The following is an 18,381-nucleotide window of genomic DNA, read 5'->3' as shown; positions in this document are numbered from 1 at the left end:
TCTTTTGCGCATTGCCTTTTCAAAAATCTACTTTATGAAAACAGTTTTTACTTTTCTTACCCTTTACTTTTTATTGGTCAGTATTACCGGATTCTCTCAAGAGCACTGGAGTTTACCGCCCGAGGGTTCGATTTATACCAATTCTTTATATTCGATTTCAGCCTTTGGAGAATGGTACAGCGATCGGACTGAGCAGACATGGCAGCAGGAAGTTGGAGCAGATGGCCATACCTGGCGTCAATATCATGTTCCAGATCCCAATGGAGATGAAAGCACTACCTACCTCATTCGGGAGGAAGAAGGAAAATGGTTTCTGAAAAATACAGAATGGGAAGAGCAAGCGTTAGACGAATTTCCACTTTACGACTGGACTGCAGAGGTAGGGGACACTATATTGTCAACCTCTGTTTATGAAATCGAAAATGGGCCGATGGCACTGCGAGTTGACAGCATCAATGAGCAGGAATATTTTGATGGCTCCACCAGAAAGGTATTCCACTTGACAAACCTTGAGATTAACATGATTTTTCCCGTAGTGTGGAACGAAGGCATTGGCCCATTAAACGATGCGCTTTTGAATGCTGCCGGAACATCGCTGGCTGACGGTGGCGAATTTCTGATTTGCGCCCATCATGGCAGTACTCAGGTCTATGAAAGTATTTGGGCAGATGGTCTAGCAAATTATGAGAACTGTATGTGGGATCCTGTTGGTGTCGAAGAAATCAAACAGACCGAACTCGAGGTCTTCCCCAATCCGGTGAATGACATCCTCAGCGTTCGTGTAGTCGATGGTAAATTCGGCAAAACTTCAAAAATTGAAATTGCGGATCTGCACGGTCGAATCGTTCTCAGTGAAGAATCGGCCAGAGGAAAAAACATCATCGAACTTGACCTGAGCTCGCTTAATGCGGGAGTCTATCTACTGCGGATGACTACAGAAAACAGCAAAACTCTCACTGAGAAAATTGTAGTGAACTAATCCTCTTCCACCGTCAAGCGGTAGTCTTCAATAAATTTCTGCTGGACTTTTTTGAATTCTTCGTGCTGGGTTTCGAACCGGACCTGGATGGTGTCGAAAATGGCTGATGCTCGCTCTTGCTCGGCCGATGTGAACGAAGAATCGGGAAGCGACATGATTTCGATGAGTCGCTCGTACTCCTCGTCACTTATTTCTTTGTAGAAAGTAAACAAGTCTTCTGACGCGATAAAAAGCGTGCTGTCCTGGGTGAAAGCACCGAGGTCTCGCAGTCCCTGCAGACTTCTTCGAATTTCTGCTTTTAGTTCAAGGTGGGCAATTTCCATTTCATCGGCATCGTATTCCACGATTGTGCTGTCCACTTCATTGATCTTTTCCATCACCCTGTGCTGCAGCTTGTTGATATTGTCGTTGTAATCGGCAGCTTTCTCAGCTTTGCGATTGCAAGCAAAAAGCAACACAGTAAGCGCAATCATCCAGTAAATTCTTTTCATCGCAGAAATTGGTTTTGGGTTGTGGTAAAAATAGGAATTATCACGTGGGCAAATGTGGACAAAACGGAGCAATTCGCTACTTTCACCGGCTGAAAACCGAACACTCTCTTTTTCTGGCCTTGACTTAGCATGGTATTTAGTTCTATTGTTTTCCTGTTTTTCTTTTTGCCACTGGTATTGCTGGTTTACTTCATGCTGCCCGGTGTTCGCCAGAGAAACGTATTTCTTCTTCTTGCGAGTCTGGTTTTTTACGCCTGGGGAGAGCCAGTTTTTGTTTTGCTAATGCTTTTCTCTTGCGCAGTGAATTATACTGTAGGCCTTGTGATGTCGAAGGCTGCAGGCAGAAAATGGCCTTTGGTCCTTGGGGTAGTTGTCAACCTGCTCATTTTGGTTATTGCCAAGTACAGCGATTTTATGGTCGAGAACCTCAACACAATTCTCCCTGAGGGAAACAAACTTAGCCAGCCCAATATTCCGCTACCCATTGGAGTTTCGTTTTTTACCTTTCAGGCTATTAGCTATCTGGTCGACATTTGGCGCAATCAGGCGCACGTTCAGAAAAACCCTTTGAGACTATCACTCTACATTGCCCTTTTTCCTCAACTGATTGCCGGTCCGATTGTGCGCTACCACCACATTGCCACTGAGCTGCACCGAAGGGTGCATCATTTTGCAATGTTTCGATATGGTGTCGAACGCTTCGTTATTGGTCTTGCCAAAAAGGTGTTGATCGCAAATCCGATGGGGCAGTATGCCGACAGCGTGATTGCCGAAAGTGGTAATTGGGACACACCCTCGGCCTGGATGGCGATTGTGGCTTACTCGCTTCAGATTTACTACGACTTTTCGGGCTACTCCGACATGGCCATCGGGCTGGGTAGAATGTTTGGATTCAATTTCCACGAAAACTTCAATTTTCCGTATCGCGCCAGGAGCATACAGGAGTTTTGGCGTAGATGGCACATTTCGCTTTCCACGTGGTTTCGCGATTATGTCTACATCCCATTGGGAGGAAACAGGCTGGGCGACTACCGCACTTATTTCAACCTGACACTGGTTTTTTTCCTCACCGGATTGTGGCACGGTGCAAGCTGGAACTTCGTGTTTTGGGGAATGCTGCACGGCACTTTTCTAATCGTTGAAAGACTTGGTTTTAAAAATGTGCTTCAACGGATTGGCGGCCTGGCCAATGTCTACACTTTATTGGTTGTGGTCTTTGCGTGGGTTTTCTTCAGGATAGAATCATTTGGCGATGCCTGGAAATTTGTAGGCGAGATGTTCTCTTTTCACGTTGATGACAGCTCTATTCCGTTATCGAGATGGCAACTTACGGCTCTTTCGTTTGGCGTTGTGTTTTGCTTCGACTGGTGGACGAAACTTAAATTACCCACCACCTGGCAAAAGCCAACTCTGGCTATGAAGCAATTTTTGCTGTTATTCATCTTCGTGGTAAGTTGCCTCGAAGTTGCCACGAGCACTTACAACCCATTCATCTACTTCCGATTCTAATGATAAAGAAGGACAACATAAAATCACTCGTAGTGGCGCTGGGCTTTGCTCTCGTGTTATGCCTTCTATTGGTAAAAATTGTTGAACGCCCTTTAGGCAGTCACGTCTACACCTTTGGAATTTCTGGAAAGGCCAAGGGAGAAATTACTATCCTTTCGGAATGTGAAGGCTGCGAGGAAAAGCAGCAAATCGAACATTTCACTTTCTCCGGTGGGGAGCAGGTTTTTTATTTCGAGACAGACCACACAGACAGACTTTGGTTTGATTTTGAGAATTGGATAGTTGGCCAATCCATCGAATTTCAGGGAAGGTCTTATCAGCGCGGTTTACACATAGAGACACTTCCTAAAATATCCAGCCTTCCCGGTCTCATAATGCACGGAGCCGATCTCGAAGGATCAGAGTTCTACCTGAGAAACAGTGAGTTTGAATTCAGCTTCACGCCTGAACCCTTTGCTGTAAAATCTACAGAGCACTATCTTTCCAAAGCTGCGTTGTACATCGCACTTTTCATGCTTTTCGCTCTTGGTTTTTACTTCTTTTCTGCACGAGTTGAGCAAATTCCCTGGTTGCAATTGATCGCTTATGGTGCCTTTGCTTTTGCTTTGGGAGTTGGTCTCTATTTCTCGTTTTTGGGACTAATGAGCCATCCCAACCGGACGGAAGTACACTTAAACTGGAGTGAAAAACCTGAAGGAGTTTATGGGATTTATCACCTGCCCGCTCCCAACCAGCTAGATCCGATAGGAGTTTTCCACGACCCAACCAATTCGCGAGCATTACCCGAGCAGTTGAAAGTGGAAGATCCATTTTTCTCATTTCGCCTCAAGCTCGACTCTGCTGCTCCTGCCTATCACCTGAAATCTGTAACACTCGAAAACTCGCTGTACAGCAAAACAATTCCGACTGAAGATCTCAAAGATGCTTTTCCCTTTAGGCAGAATGTTAAAGCTGAAATGAATAACGATGGATCCGCTCTCACCCTAAAAGCCAATGCAGGTAATTCATACGTCCAACTATCTGCCGACAGTCTCACCACTTTCAGGGTGATTGACAGATTGATTTACAGAGCGCACATAATTCTCAGTTTCGCCTTTTTTGTCTTTGCATTTTATCTCCTGATCTTGCTTCACAGGCAAAAAAGAGTAAAAGGAATTCGCGATGTGTGGTTCACACTCATCTTTCTGGCGCTTCTATTCTTGCCGGGCTCGCTTTGGCTTATCTCAACTCCAGAAACTTATTTTCTACAGGAAAAACGCCCGGCTTTCACGGTAGATTCCATTTACCAGGGCAATCTGAGTGAGGTTCCTGGAAATACAGAACGCTACCTGGAAGATCATTTTGGCGGTCGCTCCATGATGATTTATGGGACAAATATTTACAGGGTGTTAATCTTCAAAGAAAGTGGGCCCATGGCTCCTGTGGCAGTTGGAAAAGACGGCTGGTATTTTTACCGCGGCCAGGGAGTTGGAGATCAAATAAAAAATGAAACCCAAATTTCGGAAGGTGACCTAAAACTCATAGAGCAAAACCTGTTAGAAAGGAAGAAGTGGCTCGAGGCGCACAACACTGACTTTTACATTGCCTTTGCTCCACTCAAACACTCTGTGTATCCAGAAATGCTGCCTAGATCTCTACAGCCTGTAAACAAACCCAGCAAGATGCAGCTCCTCATCGATCACCTGAATAAAAACACTGACTTGAAGGTGATCAACCTGCAACCACCACTGATCCGGGCCAAGGATGAAAACCAGATTTATTACAAGAGCGATTCGCACTGGAATCAAATCGGAGCTTACACAGGCTACAAAACCATCGTGCAGTCAATTAATGAAGACTATCCTGAGTTCGGTAACCCAAAACCGATGACCGATTACACCATTAGTTATGTGACTAACTACGAGGCAGACCTTTCGCTTCAGCTTGGACTTCAAGATGTGATTTCTCGTGAACAGCCTTTAGTAATGCCAATCGACCCAGGTAAAGTAAGAGAGGTTTCAAGCAAACAATACGAAGATGTGAAGACCAAATACGCTACCATTTCTTATGTCAACGATGATCCTCCGAACGATCTTGAGGTTTTCTACTTTCGAGATTCTTTCTCCAATTATCTCAACTACAGCCTCAAGCTTCACAGTGAAGAAAGCGTCTTCTTTTGGACTCATCAGTTTCCGCTGGGAGCGTTCGATCACGGCTATCCCGATATTGTAGTGTATGAAGTGATGGAGCGTTTTATTGATGACCTCAAACTTCCTAATCCAGTGGAGGTACAAAAGTTCTACAGCGATTCGATTAGGGTTGAGACCTCAGTTGATAAATCCGAACAGAAGTAGCCTGAAAAGTTCCACTCCGATAAATCTCTCTCCCCAGAACTGGACGATTCTCACCGAAATAGAAATTGTGCCAAACAGGTGTGGATAGGCTCGAAAAATGTTGGTGATTGGTAATGAAATATTCAGCTTCTTCAATCCCTTCCACAATGTTGAATTGTTGTCGCTCATCGGCTGACAAAAGCTCCAGGTTAAATAGCGCGGGTTTATCCGAAACCAAAACATTCACCGGCCTTTCAGTGGAAGAAGTGTGATCACTCAAAAACTCCCAGCCTTCTCTAAACCCTATTCCCCAGTAGTCAGGTTCAAACTCAGATTCGAGGTTTTGCCCCATCCACAAATTGAAATACAAATGCCCGTGAGGGTGATACAACAAGTTGACTACGAGCAATGATACCAGTGCACCTCCAACTACCATTTGCCTGGCTTTTTTCCCGAACAAGTGAAACCTGGAACTGAAAGCGCAGAGGCCGTAAACTGCAACAACAACAGCAAAGGGGTAGATGAATTGAAAGTGTCGCCATCCATTATAGAATACGGGCGTCAGCACAACTGCCGCTAAAACCGGCACAGTAAAAACGTAAAGAGATGTCCAAAATGCCGGATGTTTGTTGATGTCACCAAAACCGAACTTGAACAGGTTCCTGACTCTGTCAATTATCCCTATGAAAAACAACAGCCAGATCACCACAGGAACTGTTATCAATAAGTAGACTGGCAAATACCATCTGGGTGCTTCTTTCGGTAAATAAAACTCCCCAAAAAACAAAGTCGGATTAGGCTGTTTTACCTGGGTGATCACTTTGAACTGATTGAGAAAAAGCTCCACTGGTGCGTCCCACAGAAATGGCCAGAAAAGACAGATTGCAAAAGCGCAAGAAAATAACCCAACGACAACTTTCTTCATTGATGAAAGCTTCAAACCTTCAAACACGAAAATGTAAATTACGTAAGGCGCAACGATTAGTAAACCGAGAATTCGAATATCGATGATGAACCCCAACAAGAGTCCAAAGATCACATGATGAATTAGTCCGTTTTTCTTTTTGAGCCTCACCAAAAGAAACACAGCTACCACCATCAGCATCATAAAAATAGGATCCTTCAAATTGAATCCGGCATGAGCAAAAATGCGTGGATAGAGCACTACCGCCATCCAGGCCAGCAAGGAGATTTTATTGGAAAAGCCCGCAACTCTTAAGAGCCGAAAAAAGAACAAACTCAGGAAAGCAAAGGCCAGAAAGGAGACAGTGTGCCGGATCAGATTAGTCGCGTAAGCACTTTCAAAAGGCAGGGCACTCTCTACCCCTAAAAGGATCAACTGAAAAGCCGGGCCGTGCTCATCAATATTCCCTTCAAAGATCGAATCCTTTGCAGCAGTGTTTCCCGACAAGAATTCACCTGCCCATTCCAGGTTTCTTTCTGCGTTGTCGCGCATGATGTAGTCGTCCCAGCCGATGCCGTAGTCCGGTAGTAAAACCAACCCGAAAACAATATAAACGGCAAGAAAAACCCGTATGTCAAGCAATTTTCTCATGTCAGGAAACCAGGTGACTTATGGCGAGGTGCAAGCTATAAACAGTACTGTAAATGAGCAGCATACCCACAAAACCAACACTCAAACTCTTCAGCTTCTTTGGAAAAGCTTCAAAGCCTTTGCATAGAAAATAAATCAACGCAGCGGCAGAAGGCAACAGGAATGCGGCCTTCATGAAAGAGTACATCGGGTATTGGCCCGTGAGCATGCCAATTCCGAGTAAGTTAGTGAAGAGCATCGCAAAAAACACCCAACCAAGGTGGGCCTTCCTTCTTTTCCAGACGTCAATTATGAATGAAACAAATCCGACTACAAAGATGGAGGCGATCGCGAAGCCCACCACGAGGCTCAGCCTTCCGTAAACATTTATTTGAGCTGGAACCCGACTCCAATCCGGAGTAATCTGCAGATTGCGATAATTAATGTACATCTGATATTCATGGTTAAAACTCATGTCGTTCAACCACACCGATGAGATTTTTGGTTCGGATTCGTACCAAAATTGAGCAAATAAAGTTGTGGGTAGCGACTCTGTACTTTTCTGGTGAATAAGTGGATTTTCCCAATTTTCCCATGGCGTAAAACTAACGAGTGAGCGATGTCCGGGTCGTTGAGGAATATCCACTCCCAAAATCTCCAGGTTCATGGCCATGGGGTTTTCCAAAAACTGACTCTTCCAGGCGATGTGACCTGCAAAGGCACCGAGTGGCAGCACAAGAATCATGGCGATTCTAACAATGGTTTTTCTCCAGTTTTGGATTCCCGTTTTGAAAAGGATCAAAAGGAAAATAGCCGGAAAAAGTATGACGGCTGTAGACTTTGTCAATACCGCCAGTGAAGCAAGCAGCGCAGTGAATACGGCATACTTTATTTTAAAACCCGAATTGTAATACGCCAGAGCTGAAACTATTGCAGCTGTCACAAAGAAGTAAACTGCGGAGTCATTGCTGTGCGTTACCGACATAAATATATGCCTCGGCAAAAAACAAAAAGTCGCAAAAGCCAGGAGTTGCGTAAGTTTTGAGAAATTGAGTTGACTCAAAAATTTCCGCACCAGGGGAATCATACCTAAACCAAAGAGAAGTGTCACTAGCTGCATGATCTTATCCAGCACTTCCTGGTTGGCAGTGAAAAGATACCCGACCTTGAGGAAAGCTGCCGAAATGAGATAAAACACCGGAGGTTGAAAACACTCAAAGCAATGATGTGGCTGAGGCAAGTCCTGCAGCAAGACCATGAGTTTTGCAGGTTGAAAATGGTCATCGTACATGATTGTAGGAGGCACCGCGACCCAGAGCACTATTCTGAGTAGTGCAGCACAAAGACCAACGAGCAGAAAATGTTTTCCAGAAACCCTCATTCGGGAAATTTATTCAATTTTGTCTCCCATTGCAGGAAATGGTTAATCTCATGAAAAGTGCCTTGAGCGATAAAGTTTCAAAGAAAAGATATTCTATCGGAAGATGGACCATTTCACTTCTATTTGCCTTTAAAGTTCTGATTTTTGCTGCAGCATTTCCGCTCTTCAACACCACAGACGAACTTCCCAATTTTGACACCCTGGTGAAGCAGGGAAAAATGCCGTGGGGCGACCGCATCGAAAAATTCACTTACGACAGTTTGACGCTAATGATCGCCCATGAGGTGCAGTCTTCAGAGTACCTTTTAGGGAAAAAACAAAATCCCGATTTCGTCCCTCTCCTCTCTGTTCAGTACAACACTCCGCGTGCGGTTTACATAGATTTCTTCAGCAAGGTGGAGCACCAGCAAGTGCATTCATCGCCTTTGTATTTCAAAACCTACGGCACTATTTTCTACCAACTTCCCGATAGTTGGTCTCCTTACTCAAAAGTTTATTTCCTCAGGTTTCTAAATGCAGTGTTGGCCTTTTTTCTCACCTGGTTTGTGATCTCCGCAGGTCGCAAAATATTCCGGGATGAGTTTCTGGCGTTCTCCGCAGGCTTAATTCTGCTGGCTACTCCTCAATCTATTTTTTACTTCATCAATGTGGACATTCTAAGTGCATTGAGTGGTGTTCTGGTCTTTTACTCTGCCTTCCGGTTTTTCCGCGCAGCTTCCTGGAAAAATGCGGCTGTGCTCGCTCTGGTGAGTGCTTTAACTATTTTGATTAAAGCTTCGGGCCTTGTAGCGGTGGCAGGTGCCTTTTTCTTTCTGCTACTTGTGTGGTTCCATAAAAGGTCGACTGGATTTTTATTGAAGCTAGCCGTTTCCTCCGCGGGCGGAATCTTGCTCATGGTGCCCGTTCTTATCAATAGATTGAACGAGGGAATTGGACTCTTTGCTACCAAGAAAAAAGTGGAGCTGCTAGACTGGACCGAAAAACCTCTGGGAGAGTGGTTCCCACATCCGATTTTTTCCTTCAACGGTTTTAGAAATTTTTTTACTCAAAACTGGGGTAGTTGGTGGACAGGAGAAAGCTTTTGGGAAGGGGGAATGATTTACCCTGAGTGGGTTTCCCGATATTTTAAGTACCTAAGCGCAGTGCTCTTACTAGCCCTATTCATCAATTTTCTCTTGAAAATCAGAGAGCGATCACCCCTTCAGCAAATGCGTTGGTCAGCTATTTTCACCATAGTTGGTTACTTCACGCTCTTTGCATTTCTCAGTGTTCGCTACGACTTTGGAGACTGTGTATATCCCAGCCAGGCATTTCCACTTTTCGTTTCTGGAAGGCTCATGCTGGGGATGCTATTCCCTGTTCTGTTCGCTTTTGTAGACGGGGAAAGACTGATTGCGAAAGGGAGTCGGACGGTCTTCGTCATCGCAGCAGCCTTTGCCATTTTCCATCTTGGAATAGAAATCTACGGAACGTCAGCTGTTTTCAGTTCGCCCAAAAACTTCTTCCACCAGGTACTTAACTTTTAAGCCTGAAGTCATGAGCTCCGAGGCTTAAGTTTGGATTGTAGTGAGGATCGTTTTCGATGTACTTACTCCATCGCTGCCTCAACTGCTTAATTTCACGCTTGTGCCTTTCCATGGACTCTTTGGTAAGGTGCGGATGGCCGCGAGAAATTGATTCGAAGTGGTAAAGCTCCACATGTGGGACATAGACATTTCGGTAGCCTGCATCCAGACAACGAAGGCAAAAGTCCACATCGTTGTACTCTACCTCAAAACTCTCATCGAAGCCTCCCATTTCATCATAGATCTCTGTTCGAACCATGAAGCAAGCTGCCGTGAGCGCTGAGTAGTTGTTTAATAGATTGACGTAGTTGAAATACCCCGGTCCTTCCCGGTGCTCTCCAACCAGCACGTGGCCTGCTGCTCCGCCCAGTCCAATCACAACACCTGCGTGTTGCACTGTTTCATTAGGATAGAGCAATTTGGCACCTACAACCCCTAACTCATCTCGCTGCGACTGTTCCACCATGCCTTCAATCCAATCGGCAGAAATCACCTTGGTGTCGTTATTCAGCAATATCAGAAAGTCTCCCGAGGCATGGCTTCTACCGAAATTCATGAGGTGAGAGAAATTAAAGGGCTGCTCTGAGCGCACACATTTAAATCGATTCGGCTCCTCTTTTTCCCATTTTTCGATTAATTCAAAAGTGGCCTTTTCTTCGCTGTTGTTATCTACCAGCACTACTTCAAAGTTTGGATAGGTAGATTTTTCAAAAACGGACTCCAAACAAACTGAAAGCACGTCTGCCTTGTCTTTGGTAGGAATTATGATTGACACTTTTTTGTCTGGATTCAGGAGATCCAGTCGCACGGAGTAACCTCGGAATCCATCGAGAAAATCAATTTTACCAGGAGTTCCTCTTCTCTCAAGGGCTTCCGTGAGCGCTTTTTGTGCAGCCATGTAGGCGTAGGGCTTGGCGTCTTCTCCCGAAGCAGCCGACTCACCGTGTATCCTCCAGTGGTAAAGAACCTTTGGGACGTGCTTGATTTTGTCGGTCTTTTCAGTGAAGCGAAGCACGAGGTCATAGTCCTGACTACCTTCAAAACCAAGTCGCCAGCCACCAATGGCCCGCATAATTGAAGTTCTAAAAACTGTCAGGTGGCCGAGGTAGTTTCTCGATAGTAGGTTTTCTGGAGACCAGTCGGGTTTAAAGTGTGCTGCATCATGATGTCCACTCTCATCAACCTTGTCTTCATCGGTGTAAACAAGGTCTGTTTCAGGGTCTTCTACGATAGTCATGGCCACGTGATAAAGTGCATCCAGCGAAAGCAAATCGTCCTGATCCATGAGCACAGTAAAGTCGCCTTCCACAAGCTCAAGTCCGGAGTTGGACGCAGCGGAAATATGTCCGTTGGTTTCTCGGTAAACCGCTCGAATCCGCGGATCCTTTTTTCGGTACTTTTCGATCGTTTGCTTAACCTTTGGGTCGGTAGAGCAATCGTCAGACAAAATCAACTCCCAGTTTTCGTAGGACTGCTGCATTACAGAGTCGATGGCCTCCTTAAAGAACTTGATGGGTGGATTGTAGACCGGGATGACCACAGAAAAGAACGGAGAGTTTTCCAGTTCACCGCTTTTCACTCTTTGCTTCAAAATGTCATCTTCCGATGGCTTTTGTCGAAGAAGCCAATTCATGTATGGGTCCTCGCTGTAAGTCAGACTAGACTTACCAGCCTCTACAATTACCACCCTGGCCTCTTCCAGAGCCAGGTAAATGTGTTTGAAGATTTTTGCCAGAAACCTTCTCATGACCTGGAAAGATTTTTTTGAGAATGCGACAGCGATTTTTCGAAAGAAATTCTTTCGCTTTCCCATATTCTTGTTAGACCTGAGACGATTCAACATGATCTTCAACTCGCGAGCGAATTTAAAAACCACAGTGCTCTCAAGCTGATTCACACGCTGTTGTAGCTTGAGAACACTTTGCATGGAATGATGGAGCTGCTTCAACAAGTTCTTCTTCTCTTCGGCCAGACTATTCATTTCGACACCCATGTTTTGGATGTGAACTTCTTTGTCGTCAACAGCTTTCTCCAGTTCCTCACGTATTCTTTCGAAGTTGGCGTTGTGCTCTTCCTGTGCTTTGTTTTGCTCTGCCAAAAGCACCCCGAGCTGGTGGAAAATTTCCTCTTCGTGATTTGCAAAAAGCGATTTGTGCTTTTTCCTGAGGTAGTCGTAGTTGGAGACGTGATGTTCTACCTCTTTGGTAGATTGCACCATTGAATCTTTTCTAATTCGGTATCGAAAAAGAGGCTCGGAGATGTGGTGAAACTTCCAGTTCTGCTCCAGTGCCGACATCCAGAGGTCCCAATCTTCATAACCCGTTTTTGGCATTTGCCCGTCATAGCCGCCTGCTTTTTCCCATATCTCCTTACGAAAAACAGCACAGTTATCTATGTAATTGAGGCACAAGATGCGGTCGGGCTTCATATCCTGGAGCTTTACTTCTTGCTCCTTACTTTCGGTAAAATGAATTGTATCGCTGTAAACTACACCTACATCTTCGTGGTCATTTAAAATGCTAATCCCTTTTTGGATGTACTCATCGCTAATAGTGTTGTCGGGATCAACTGAAAGAATATAGGGGGCAGTAGCCTCTTCAACAAGCTTATTTCGCGCAGCTGCCACTCCTGAATTCTTCTGCCAGGTGACGCTGAATCCGCGCTCTTCCAATTCTTTCAGTTTACTAATCGTGGCTTCGTCATCAGAGCCATCGTCAAGGATTAGCACCTCGATATTGGGGCTTTGGGTATCAAAAGAAGCCAGGCATTCATCAATGTATTCGCCCAGGTTATAAACAGGGATAATTACTGAAAGCTGAGGAGATTTCTTCATCTAAAAAGTGATTGATAATAAGCTATTCCTTCGTCTACGTCACCGTCAAAAACGGCTTTGCCTTTATCGAGGCAAATCACTCTATCGCAAATGCTTTTTACATCACCAACATTGTGAGTAACAAACAGAATGGTGCTGCCAGATTTTTTGATTTCATTGATCCGGTTGATGCATTTTCTCTGAAAACCCTCATCGCCAACAGCCAGCACTTCATCGACTATCAGGATTTCGGGGTAGTTTGCAACTGCAATGCTAAAGCTCAACCTGCTGAGCATTCCAGTCGAATAAGTTTTGAGCGGCATACGCAGCGCTTCATCAGAAAGCTCCGAAAACTCAGCTACTTTGCCGCTAATTTCTTTTAGCTCCTGTTTTGAAAAGCCGATCAGGCTTCCCATCAGATTGAGGTTTTCGTATCCGGTAAGTTCCATTTCCACACCAGCACCGATTGCCAAAATTGGAGCCACCTTACCTTTCACGGTGATTTTCCCTGAAGAGGGCATGAGCATTCCGGCCACTGCTTTAAGCATCGTGCTTTTGCCGGCTCCATTTCCACCGAGGATGCCAACTGTTTGCCCTTTTGGTATCGAAAAGTTCAGATCAGTCAGAATTCTTTTGGTTTCAAACAGCCGCTTGATTTTGAAGGTGGTGAACAAATCCTTAAAGGAGTTCACACCCTGATTAAATGTGAAATAGCTGAGGTTCACATCCTCAAAAACGATATGTGGCTCAAGATCTCTCACACGTTTGAAATTACTCCGGGTTCCAGTTTCTTGAAAATTATCAACCCTAAAAAAAAGGTGATGGCAGCTGTGAAAAAAGCAATTAGAGCAGTTTCCAGTGACGGCACCTGATTGTAGTAAAGGGCATCTCGCATCATCTGAAAATAGTGGTAGAGCGGATTGAGTTTCAACACTGGGTGGTAGTTTTCAGGCACAAAATCCAGCGTATAGGCCACCGGAGTGAGGTAAAACAATGCCGGATTGATGGAATTCCAGAGAATTGAAATATCTCTGAGATAAATATTCAAAGAGCCCAACAGTAAGCCGAGGCCAAGCGAAAAGAATGTCATGAGAAGCAGAACGGGAATCACCAGAAGCGTGTGCCAGGTGAGCTCAAGTCCGAAAAAGAGCATCAAACCAAAAAATGGAATCAGTACCAGCCCCATATTGAAAAGCTCTGTGAAAATGGTCGCTATCGGAAAAGCTATTACAGGGACGTTTATGGTTTTTATTACACCCGCATTGGCCAATAAACTTTGGATACACTGATTACTGCCATTGGCAAAAAATTGCCAGAGGATAAGCCCCGATAGTACATAAAGTGAATAACTTCGCATTCCCTGAAATGCCTGAGAAAAGACAAAATGAAAAATCAGGAGGAAAAGCAGCGGAGTTAAAAACGACCACAGGTAGCCCAGCAAAGAACTCTTGTAGCGCAATTTCATATTGCGCCTGATGAGGTTCACTATAATATGCCGACTGGGTATTTGGGGAGCTAGTTTCATGAAAACGCTGTCAAAAGTAAAATTAAATTCTGGTGCAGGAGCTTAATTGTATTTGGATCAACGGAAAATTTTTGAGTCAACCCAAAACCGGTGTTCAGCGCTACTCGCTGGGCATTTGCAATGCGCTTTTGTCGCAAGGAGTTAAATTGAAAGTATTGGTCAACAGAGACTACAAAAACCTACTTCCTGAAGCGGAGGTGATTGTCGTTGGCCGCAAATCGGGTGTTTTCTGGGAGCAAGTTGAACTTCCGGCTTACCTCAAAAAAGCAGGCTCGCCAAAGTTGGTTAACCTCGGAAACGTGGCCCCTGTCAGCTACAACAACAACTTTTTGATTGTACACGATGTGGCTACCCTGGAAAACGAAAAGGGCTGGTTTTCTACTTCATTCAGAGCCTGGTACCGATGGCTGCTGCCAAAACTTCTGAAGAGTTGCGAGCTTGCCACCGTCAGCGAATTCACTGCAGGTCGTATACGCGAACTTACCAAATTGGATGAGGGCAAACCATTGCCGGTTTTGCACGGAGGTGTTTTCTTCGATGTCAATCCCGACTCGGTAGAGCCAGAAACCAATTTCGAAAAACCATACATTCTGTGCGTGGCTTCTCACAACCCTCGCAAAGGACTCCATTTGTTGATTGATGCATTTGTGGATTCGGAGCTTGGAGCAGAGTTCGACTTGCGGTTAGTTGGTTCTGAAAGCAGACATTTCCCCAAAATGAACCTCCGGGAAACCACATGTTTTAAATGGCATCGAAACGTTTCTGATGAAGAGCTAATCGCACTTTATAAATCCGCCAGGCTTGTCGTGGTTCCTTCAGAGTATGAAGGGTTCGGCCTCCCTGTTCTCGAAGCTCTTTATTTCGGCAAACCGGTTTTGGCTAACGATATTCCCGTTTTTCGGGAGCTATTTTCTGAATGGATAGAACTAATTGATTGTCAAAATAGAACCGCATTTTCTGAAAAACTCCGAGAAGCAACTGCAGCTAAAAATGTGAAGGAGACATCCCGGGAAATGCTTTACAGCTTTTATCAAACCGCGGCCAAACTCAGAGCGATTCTTAAGAAATGATTAAATTCGTTGCTGAATCTGACAAGACCAAACCTTTGCAACCTGCACTTAACTCATTGAAAGTAGCCATCATTCACGATTGGTTTGTGGTAAAGGGTGGAGCCGAACAAGTATTTCGGCAAATTCACTCTTGCTTCCCCAACGCGGATATTTACGCGCTTTTTAATAATCTCACTCCAGACCTCCAGCAGCAGCTCGTCAATGGAAAGGAGATAAAAGTGACTTATCTTCAAAAACTTCCTTTTGTCAGGAAGCACCACCGCTACTTCTTTCCACTATTCAAAAGTGCGATTGAATCTCTTGACCTGTCGGAATATGATCTAATCATTTCTTCTTCGCACGCTGTTGCAAAGGGAGTTAAGATCAACAAGAATCAAAAGCACCTTTGCTACTGCCACACACCGGTGCGGTATGCGTGGGATTTGCGGAAAGAGTATCTCGAGCACGTTCAGCACAAAGGAATTCGCCAATTGGCCAACTGGCAACTGGATAAGCTACGAAACTGGGACCTTGATTCGGCATCGAGGGTCACATCGTTTGCAGCCAACTCCGAGTATGTTTCTGATAGGATCAGGAAAAATTACCAGCGCGAAGCAAAGGTGGTTTATCCGCCAATCGACACGGAGTTTTTTACACCAAACGGAACTGCTGTTGAAGAGCGTTCTCAATACCTGGTTGTATCCCGAATGGTTCCCTACAAGCGAATTGACATTGTCATCAGAGCATTTGAAAAACTTCCTCATCTGAAACTGAAAATTATCGGAGATGGTCCTGATTTTCATTCTTTGAAATCGATTGCAAGTCCTAATGTGGAATTCATGGGATACATCGATGACGAGAGCCTCAAACGCGAAATGAGAGTTTCGAAAGCACTGATCATGGCTGCCAACGAAGATTTCGGCATCACGTCCCTGGAAGCCCAGGCATGTGGAATCCCCGTAATTGCTTTAAAAAAAGGTGGTTATCTCGAAACAGTAGTAGAAGGAGAAACAGGGATTTTCTTTGAAGAGCAGTCTTCGGAGAGCGTTCTGGAAGCGATAGAACGATTCGAGAAAATGAGATTTGATTTTAGTCCCCTGAAAGCGCGTGGAAATGCGATGCGCTTTTCCAATGAAAGGTTTCTCGAAGATTTTATTCATTTTGTGAATTCATCGATCCAGGACAATGATCCAACAACGGATAAGTAAAATCACTGATTGGCTCATCATCGCCATTTTCTTGTTTCCAGTTTTACCCCTGCAGGCTTCAGGATTAGTCCTGATTTTGGCCTTTCTTAGCATTGTATTTTTGGCTGTGTTAAAACGGGATTCTTTTCGAAAACCTTCTCTGCTCAATCCGCTAACTCCTCTCTTTCTAGTAGCTCTTACCTATCTCGTTTACTCCTTTTGGGCAAGCGACCTTCAACTGGCCTGGTTTGAGTTTGAAAAAAGGGCTGCACTTTTGGCCGTACCAGTTTTAATTCATCTGAAGGGTAAAATTAATGCTAGTGTAATCCGCTGGTCAAAATTAGCCTTCGTGGTAGCTACCTCGCTTCTGTCCTTTCTTCTGATTATTCTCTACGTTTTAGGTGTAATCGATGAAACGATCCAAAACCCAAACTTTTACTTTCTCCTCCGGACGAAGTTCGAATCAATTTCGGGTGTGCACCCTACTTATTACGGAATGTTTTCGGGAGCCACTCTCTTAATTCTCATGGACTTTCAGATTCATAAGAGTTTCCCTCGATTGAGGACTGTCATTTGGGTACTTCTCGTTGTAGGTGCTGCGGGACTCATACTATCTGGAAGTAGAATGTCTGTTATTGCAACGCTTTTAGTGGGTTCCGCATTTCTTCTCTATTTCAGAAAATGGACCTGGTTTGGAAGTTTGTTGGGAGGGTTTGCGCTACTAGCGATTCTTTCTCAACAAGTATTTCTTGCCAGGTTGTCGGACTTGCTGCACATCATAAAAGACCCTTCACGCGCATTGGTCTATTCAGGAACTGGCGATCGGATTTCTATGTATCAGTGCAGCATGGCCATTCTGAAAGATTGCTGGCTCTTCGGACTGGGCTCTGACAATGTTCAGACCACTCTCAATGGCTGCTACCTTCTGATTAACCCCAAGATGGCCCTAACTCATAATTACAATTCGCACAACGAATATTTGAATGCTATTCTCACTTTCGGAGTTTGGGGGCTATCTCTGTTGATTTATTTCTTTGTCATGGTTTTCAGAAGTATAAAATCAGAATTGCTCTTTTCAGCAATTTTTGGAATTGTATTCTTCCAAATGTTCACAGAAAATATCCTTGCCAGACAGCACGGAGTTTTCATGGTAGTGATGATGACCGTTCTTTTGGTAATCTCAAGGCAAAATCGTTCTCTTCAATCGAGGCCTGAGTAATTACCTTTACGGTGAGGCATGGATACATTACTTTTGCCTCAATGCAAGTCACTCCCAACCTCATTGAATCGATTGATCAGCTCAAAGCCGGTGCTGTTTTTCTCGTGGACAAACCGCTCAAATGGACGTCTTTTGACGTGGTCAACAAGCTACGCTGGCTCATCCGCAAAAACGGCAAGATCAAGAAGATTAAAGTCGGCCATGCCGGCACGCTCGATCCTCTGGCCTCTGGTCTTCTTGTAATCTGCGTAGGGAAGATGACAAAACAAATCCAGCACATTCAGGCTGACGACAAGGTCTACACTGGAACCATCCGACTGGGGCAAACAACGCCCTCCTTCGACCTGGAAACAGAACCTGAAAACGATCTGCCTTCTGATCACATTTCAAAGGAGGAATTACAGGAAGCTACAAAGGAGTTTATCGGTGAGCAGATGCAACAGCCACCCGTTTTTTCGGCCAAAAAAATTGATGGGAAAAGAGCCTACAACTACGCCCGAAAAGGTCTGGAAGTGGATGTGCCAAAGAATTTGATTCGCATCGAGAAATTCGAGCTCACGAGATTGGAGCTTCCCGAAGTAGACTTCAAAGTGGAGTGCTCCAAGGGGACCTATCTCCGAAGTCTGGCTAACGACTACGGTGCTGCTCTCGGTTGTGGCGGTTACCTGAAAGCGCTTCGGAGAACACGCAGTGGCGATTACTCAGTTGAAGATGCCTGGTCTGTGGAACAATTTGAAGAAGAGCTGAACAAACTGGAGCCACAATCTGCCTAATCACGATTTGGTCGGCAGTTAGCAGTTGATTCATGTCGAAAATTC

The 18,381-nt window shown here is 44.8% G+C and carries 14 protein-coding genes; 8 read left to right on the top strand and 6 right to left on the bottom strand.

Annotated features, from left to right (window positions below):
* Positions 1-34 precede the first annotated feature (34 nt).
* Entirely contained in the window at positions 35-979 is a 945-nt protein-coding gene (locus ABHV44_RS14290; RefSeq protein ID WP_459075391.1) for a T9SS type A sorting domain-containing protein, read from the top strand.
* On the opposite strand, the gene ABHV44_RS14285 is transcribed toward ABHV44_RS14290, so the two are convergent.
* Positions 976-1,470, bottom strand: coding sequence for an LIC11966 family surface protein (locus tag ABHV44_RS14285; protein ID WP_459075390.1), 495 nt, complete (start codon positions 1,468-1,470; stop codon positions 976-978). The two genes, ABHV44_RS14290 and ABHV44_RS14285, sit on opposite strands and share 4 nt — an antisense overlap.
* A gap of 129 nt (positions 1,471-1,599) precedes the next feature.
* Between ABHV44_RS14285 and ABHV44_RS14280 the strand changes: the two genes are divergently transcribed.
* Together ABHV44_RS14280 and ABHV44_RS14275 are read left to right on the top strand one after the other, a co-directional pair.
* Positions 1,600-2,979: an MBOAT family O-acyltransferase gene (locus ABHV44_RS14280; RefSeq protein ID WP_459075389.1), complete on the top strand. Its 1,380-nt coding sequence runs from the start codon at positions 1,600-1,602 to the stop codon at positions 2,977-2,979.
* Entirely contained in the window at positions 2,979-5,312 is a 2,334-nt protein-coding gene (locus ABHV44_RS14275) for an alginate O-acetyltransferase AlgX-related protein (protein ID WP_459075388.1), read from the top strand. The genes ABHV44_RS14280 and ABHV44_RS14275 overlap by 1 nt, the downstream gene beginning before the upstream one ends.
* Here the strand turns inward: ABHV44_RS14275 and ABHV44_RS14270 are convergent.
* Positions 5,272-6,846: a hypothetical protein gene (locus ABHV44_RS14270; RefSeq protein WP_459075387.1), complete on the bottom strand. Its 1,575-nt coding sequence runs from the start codon at positions 6,844-6,846 to the stop codon at positions 5,272-5,274. The genes ABHV44_RS14275 and ABHV44_RS14270 overlap by 41 nt on opposite strands.
* A 1-nt stretch (position 6,847) precedes the next feature.
* Positions 6,848-8,206: an ArnT family glycosyltransferase gene (locus ABHV44_RS14265; protein WP_459075386.1), complete on the bottom strand. Its 1,359-nt coding sequence runs from the start codon at positions 8,204-8,206 to the stop codon at positions 6,848-6,850.
* A 50-nt stretch (positions 8,207-8,256) separates the two neighbouring features.
* Between ABHV44_RS14265 and ABHV44_RS14260 the strand changes: the two genes are divergently transcribed.
* Positions 8,257-9,732 (top strand): ArnT family glycosyltransferase, encoded by a 1,476-nt coding sequence (locus ABHV44_RS14260; RefSeq protein ID WP_459075385.1) that lies wholly within the window; start codon positions 8,257-8,259, stop codon positions 9,730-9,732.
* Here ABHV44_RS14260 and ABHV44_RS14255 read toward each other — a convergent pair.
* The 3 genes from ABHV44_RS14255 to ABHV44_RS14245 are packed head-to-tail and all read right to left on the bottom strand — an operon-like array spanning position 9,722 to position 14,108.
* On the bottom strand, positions 9,722-12,604 hold the full coding sequence (locus ABHV44_RS14255; protein ID WP_459075384.1) for a glycosyltransferase: 2,883 nt from the start codon (positions 12,602-12,604) through the stop codon (positions 9,722-9,724). The genes ABHV44_RS14260 and ABHV44_RS14255 overlap by 11 nt on opposite strands.
* Entirely contained in the window at positions 12,601-13,344 is a 744-nt protein-coding gene (locus ABHV44_RS14250; protein WP_459075383.1) for an ABC transporter ATP-binding protein, read from the bottom strand. The genes ABHV44_RS14255 and ABHV44_RS14250 overlap by 4 nt, the downstream gene beginning before the upstream one ends.
* Positions 13,341-14,108, bottom strand: coding sequence for an ABC transporter permease (locus ABHV44_RS14245; RefSeq protein WP_459075382.1), 768 nt, complete (start codon positions 14,106-14,108; stop codon positions 13,341-13,343). The genes ABHV44_RS14250 and ABHV44_RS14245 overlap by 4 nt, the downstream gene beginning before the upstream one ends.
* Before the next feature lie 71 nt (positions 14,109-14,179).
* Here ABHV44_RS14245 and ABHV44_RS14240 point away from each other — a divergent pair, with 71 nt between their 5' ends.
* From ABHV44_RS14240 to truB, 4 genes are read left to right on the top strand one after another with little or no spacing between them, the layout of a single operon-like run.
* Positions 14,180-15,178, top strand: a complete 999-nt coding sequence (locus tag ABHV44_RS14240) for a glycosyltransferase family 4 protein (RefSeq protein ID WP_459075381.1) — start codon at positions 14,180-14,182, stop codon at positions 15,176-15,178.
* Positions 15,175-16,365 carry a glycosyltransferase gene (locus tag ABHV44_RS14235; RefSeq protein WP_459075380.1) on the top strand — a complete coding sequence of 397 codons (1,191 nt, stop codon included), beginning with the start codon at positions 15,175-15,177 and terminating at the stop codon, positions 16,363-16,365. The genes ABHV44_RS14240 and ABHV44_RS14235 overlap by 4 nt, the downstream gene beginning before the upstream one ends.
* Positions 16,343-17,563 carry an O-antigen ligase family protein gene (locus ABHV44_RS14230; RefSeq protein ID WP_459075379.1) on the top strand — a complete coding sequence of 407 codons (1,221 nt, stop codon included), beginning with the start codon at positions 16,343-16,345 and terminating at the stop codon, positions 17,561-17,563. The genes ABHV44_RS14235 and ABHV44_RS14230 overlap by 23 nt, the downstream gene beginning before the upstream one ends.
* 41 nt (positions 17,564-17,604) lie before the next feature.
* Positions 17,605-18,336, top strand: a complete 732-nt coding sequence (gene truB, locus ABHV44_RS14225) for a tRNA pseudouridine(55) synthase TruB (protein WP_459075378.1) — start codon at positions 17,605-17,607, stop codon at positions 18,334-18,336.
* The last annotated feature ends 45 nt before the right edge of the window (positions 18,337-18,381 follow it).

The sequence above is a fragment of the Halocola ammonii genome (assembly GCF_049334165.1).
Classification (GTDB): domain Bacteria; phylum Bacteroidota; class Bacteroidia; order Flavobacteriales_D; family Sanyastnellaceae; genus JBEGHD01.
Note: the sequence above shows the minus strand (reverse complement) of the source record. Positions and strands in the feature narration are given on the sequence as shown.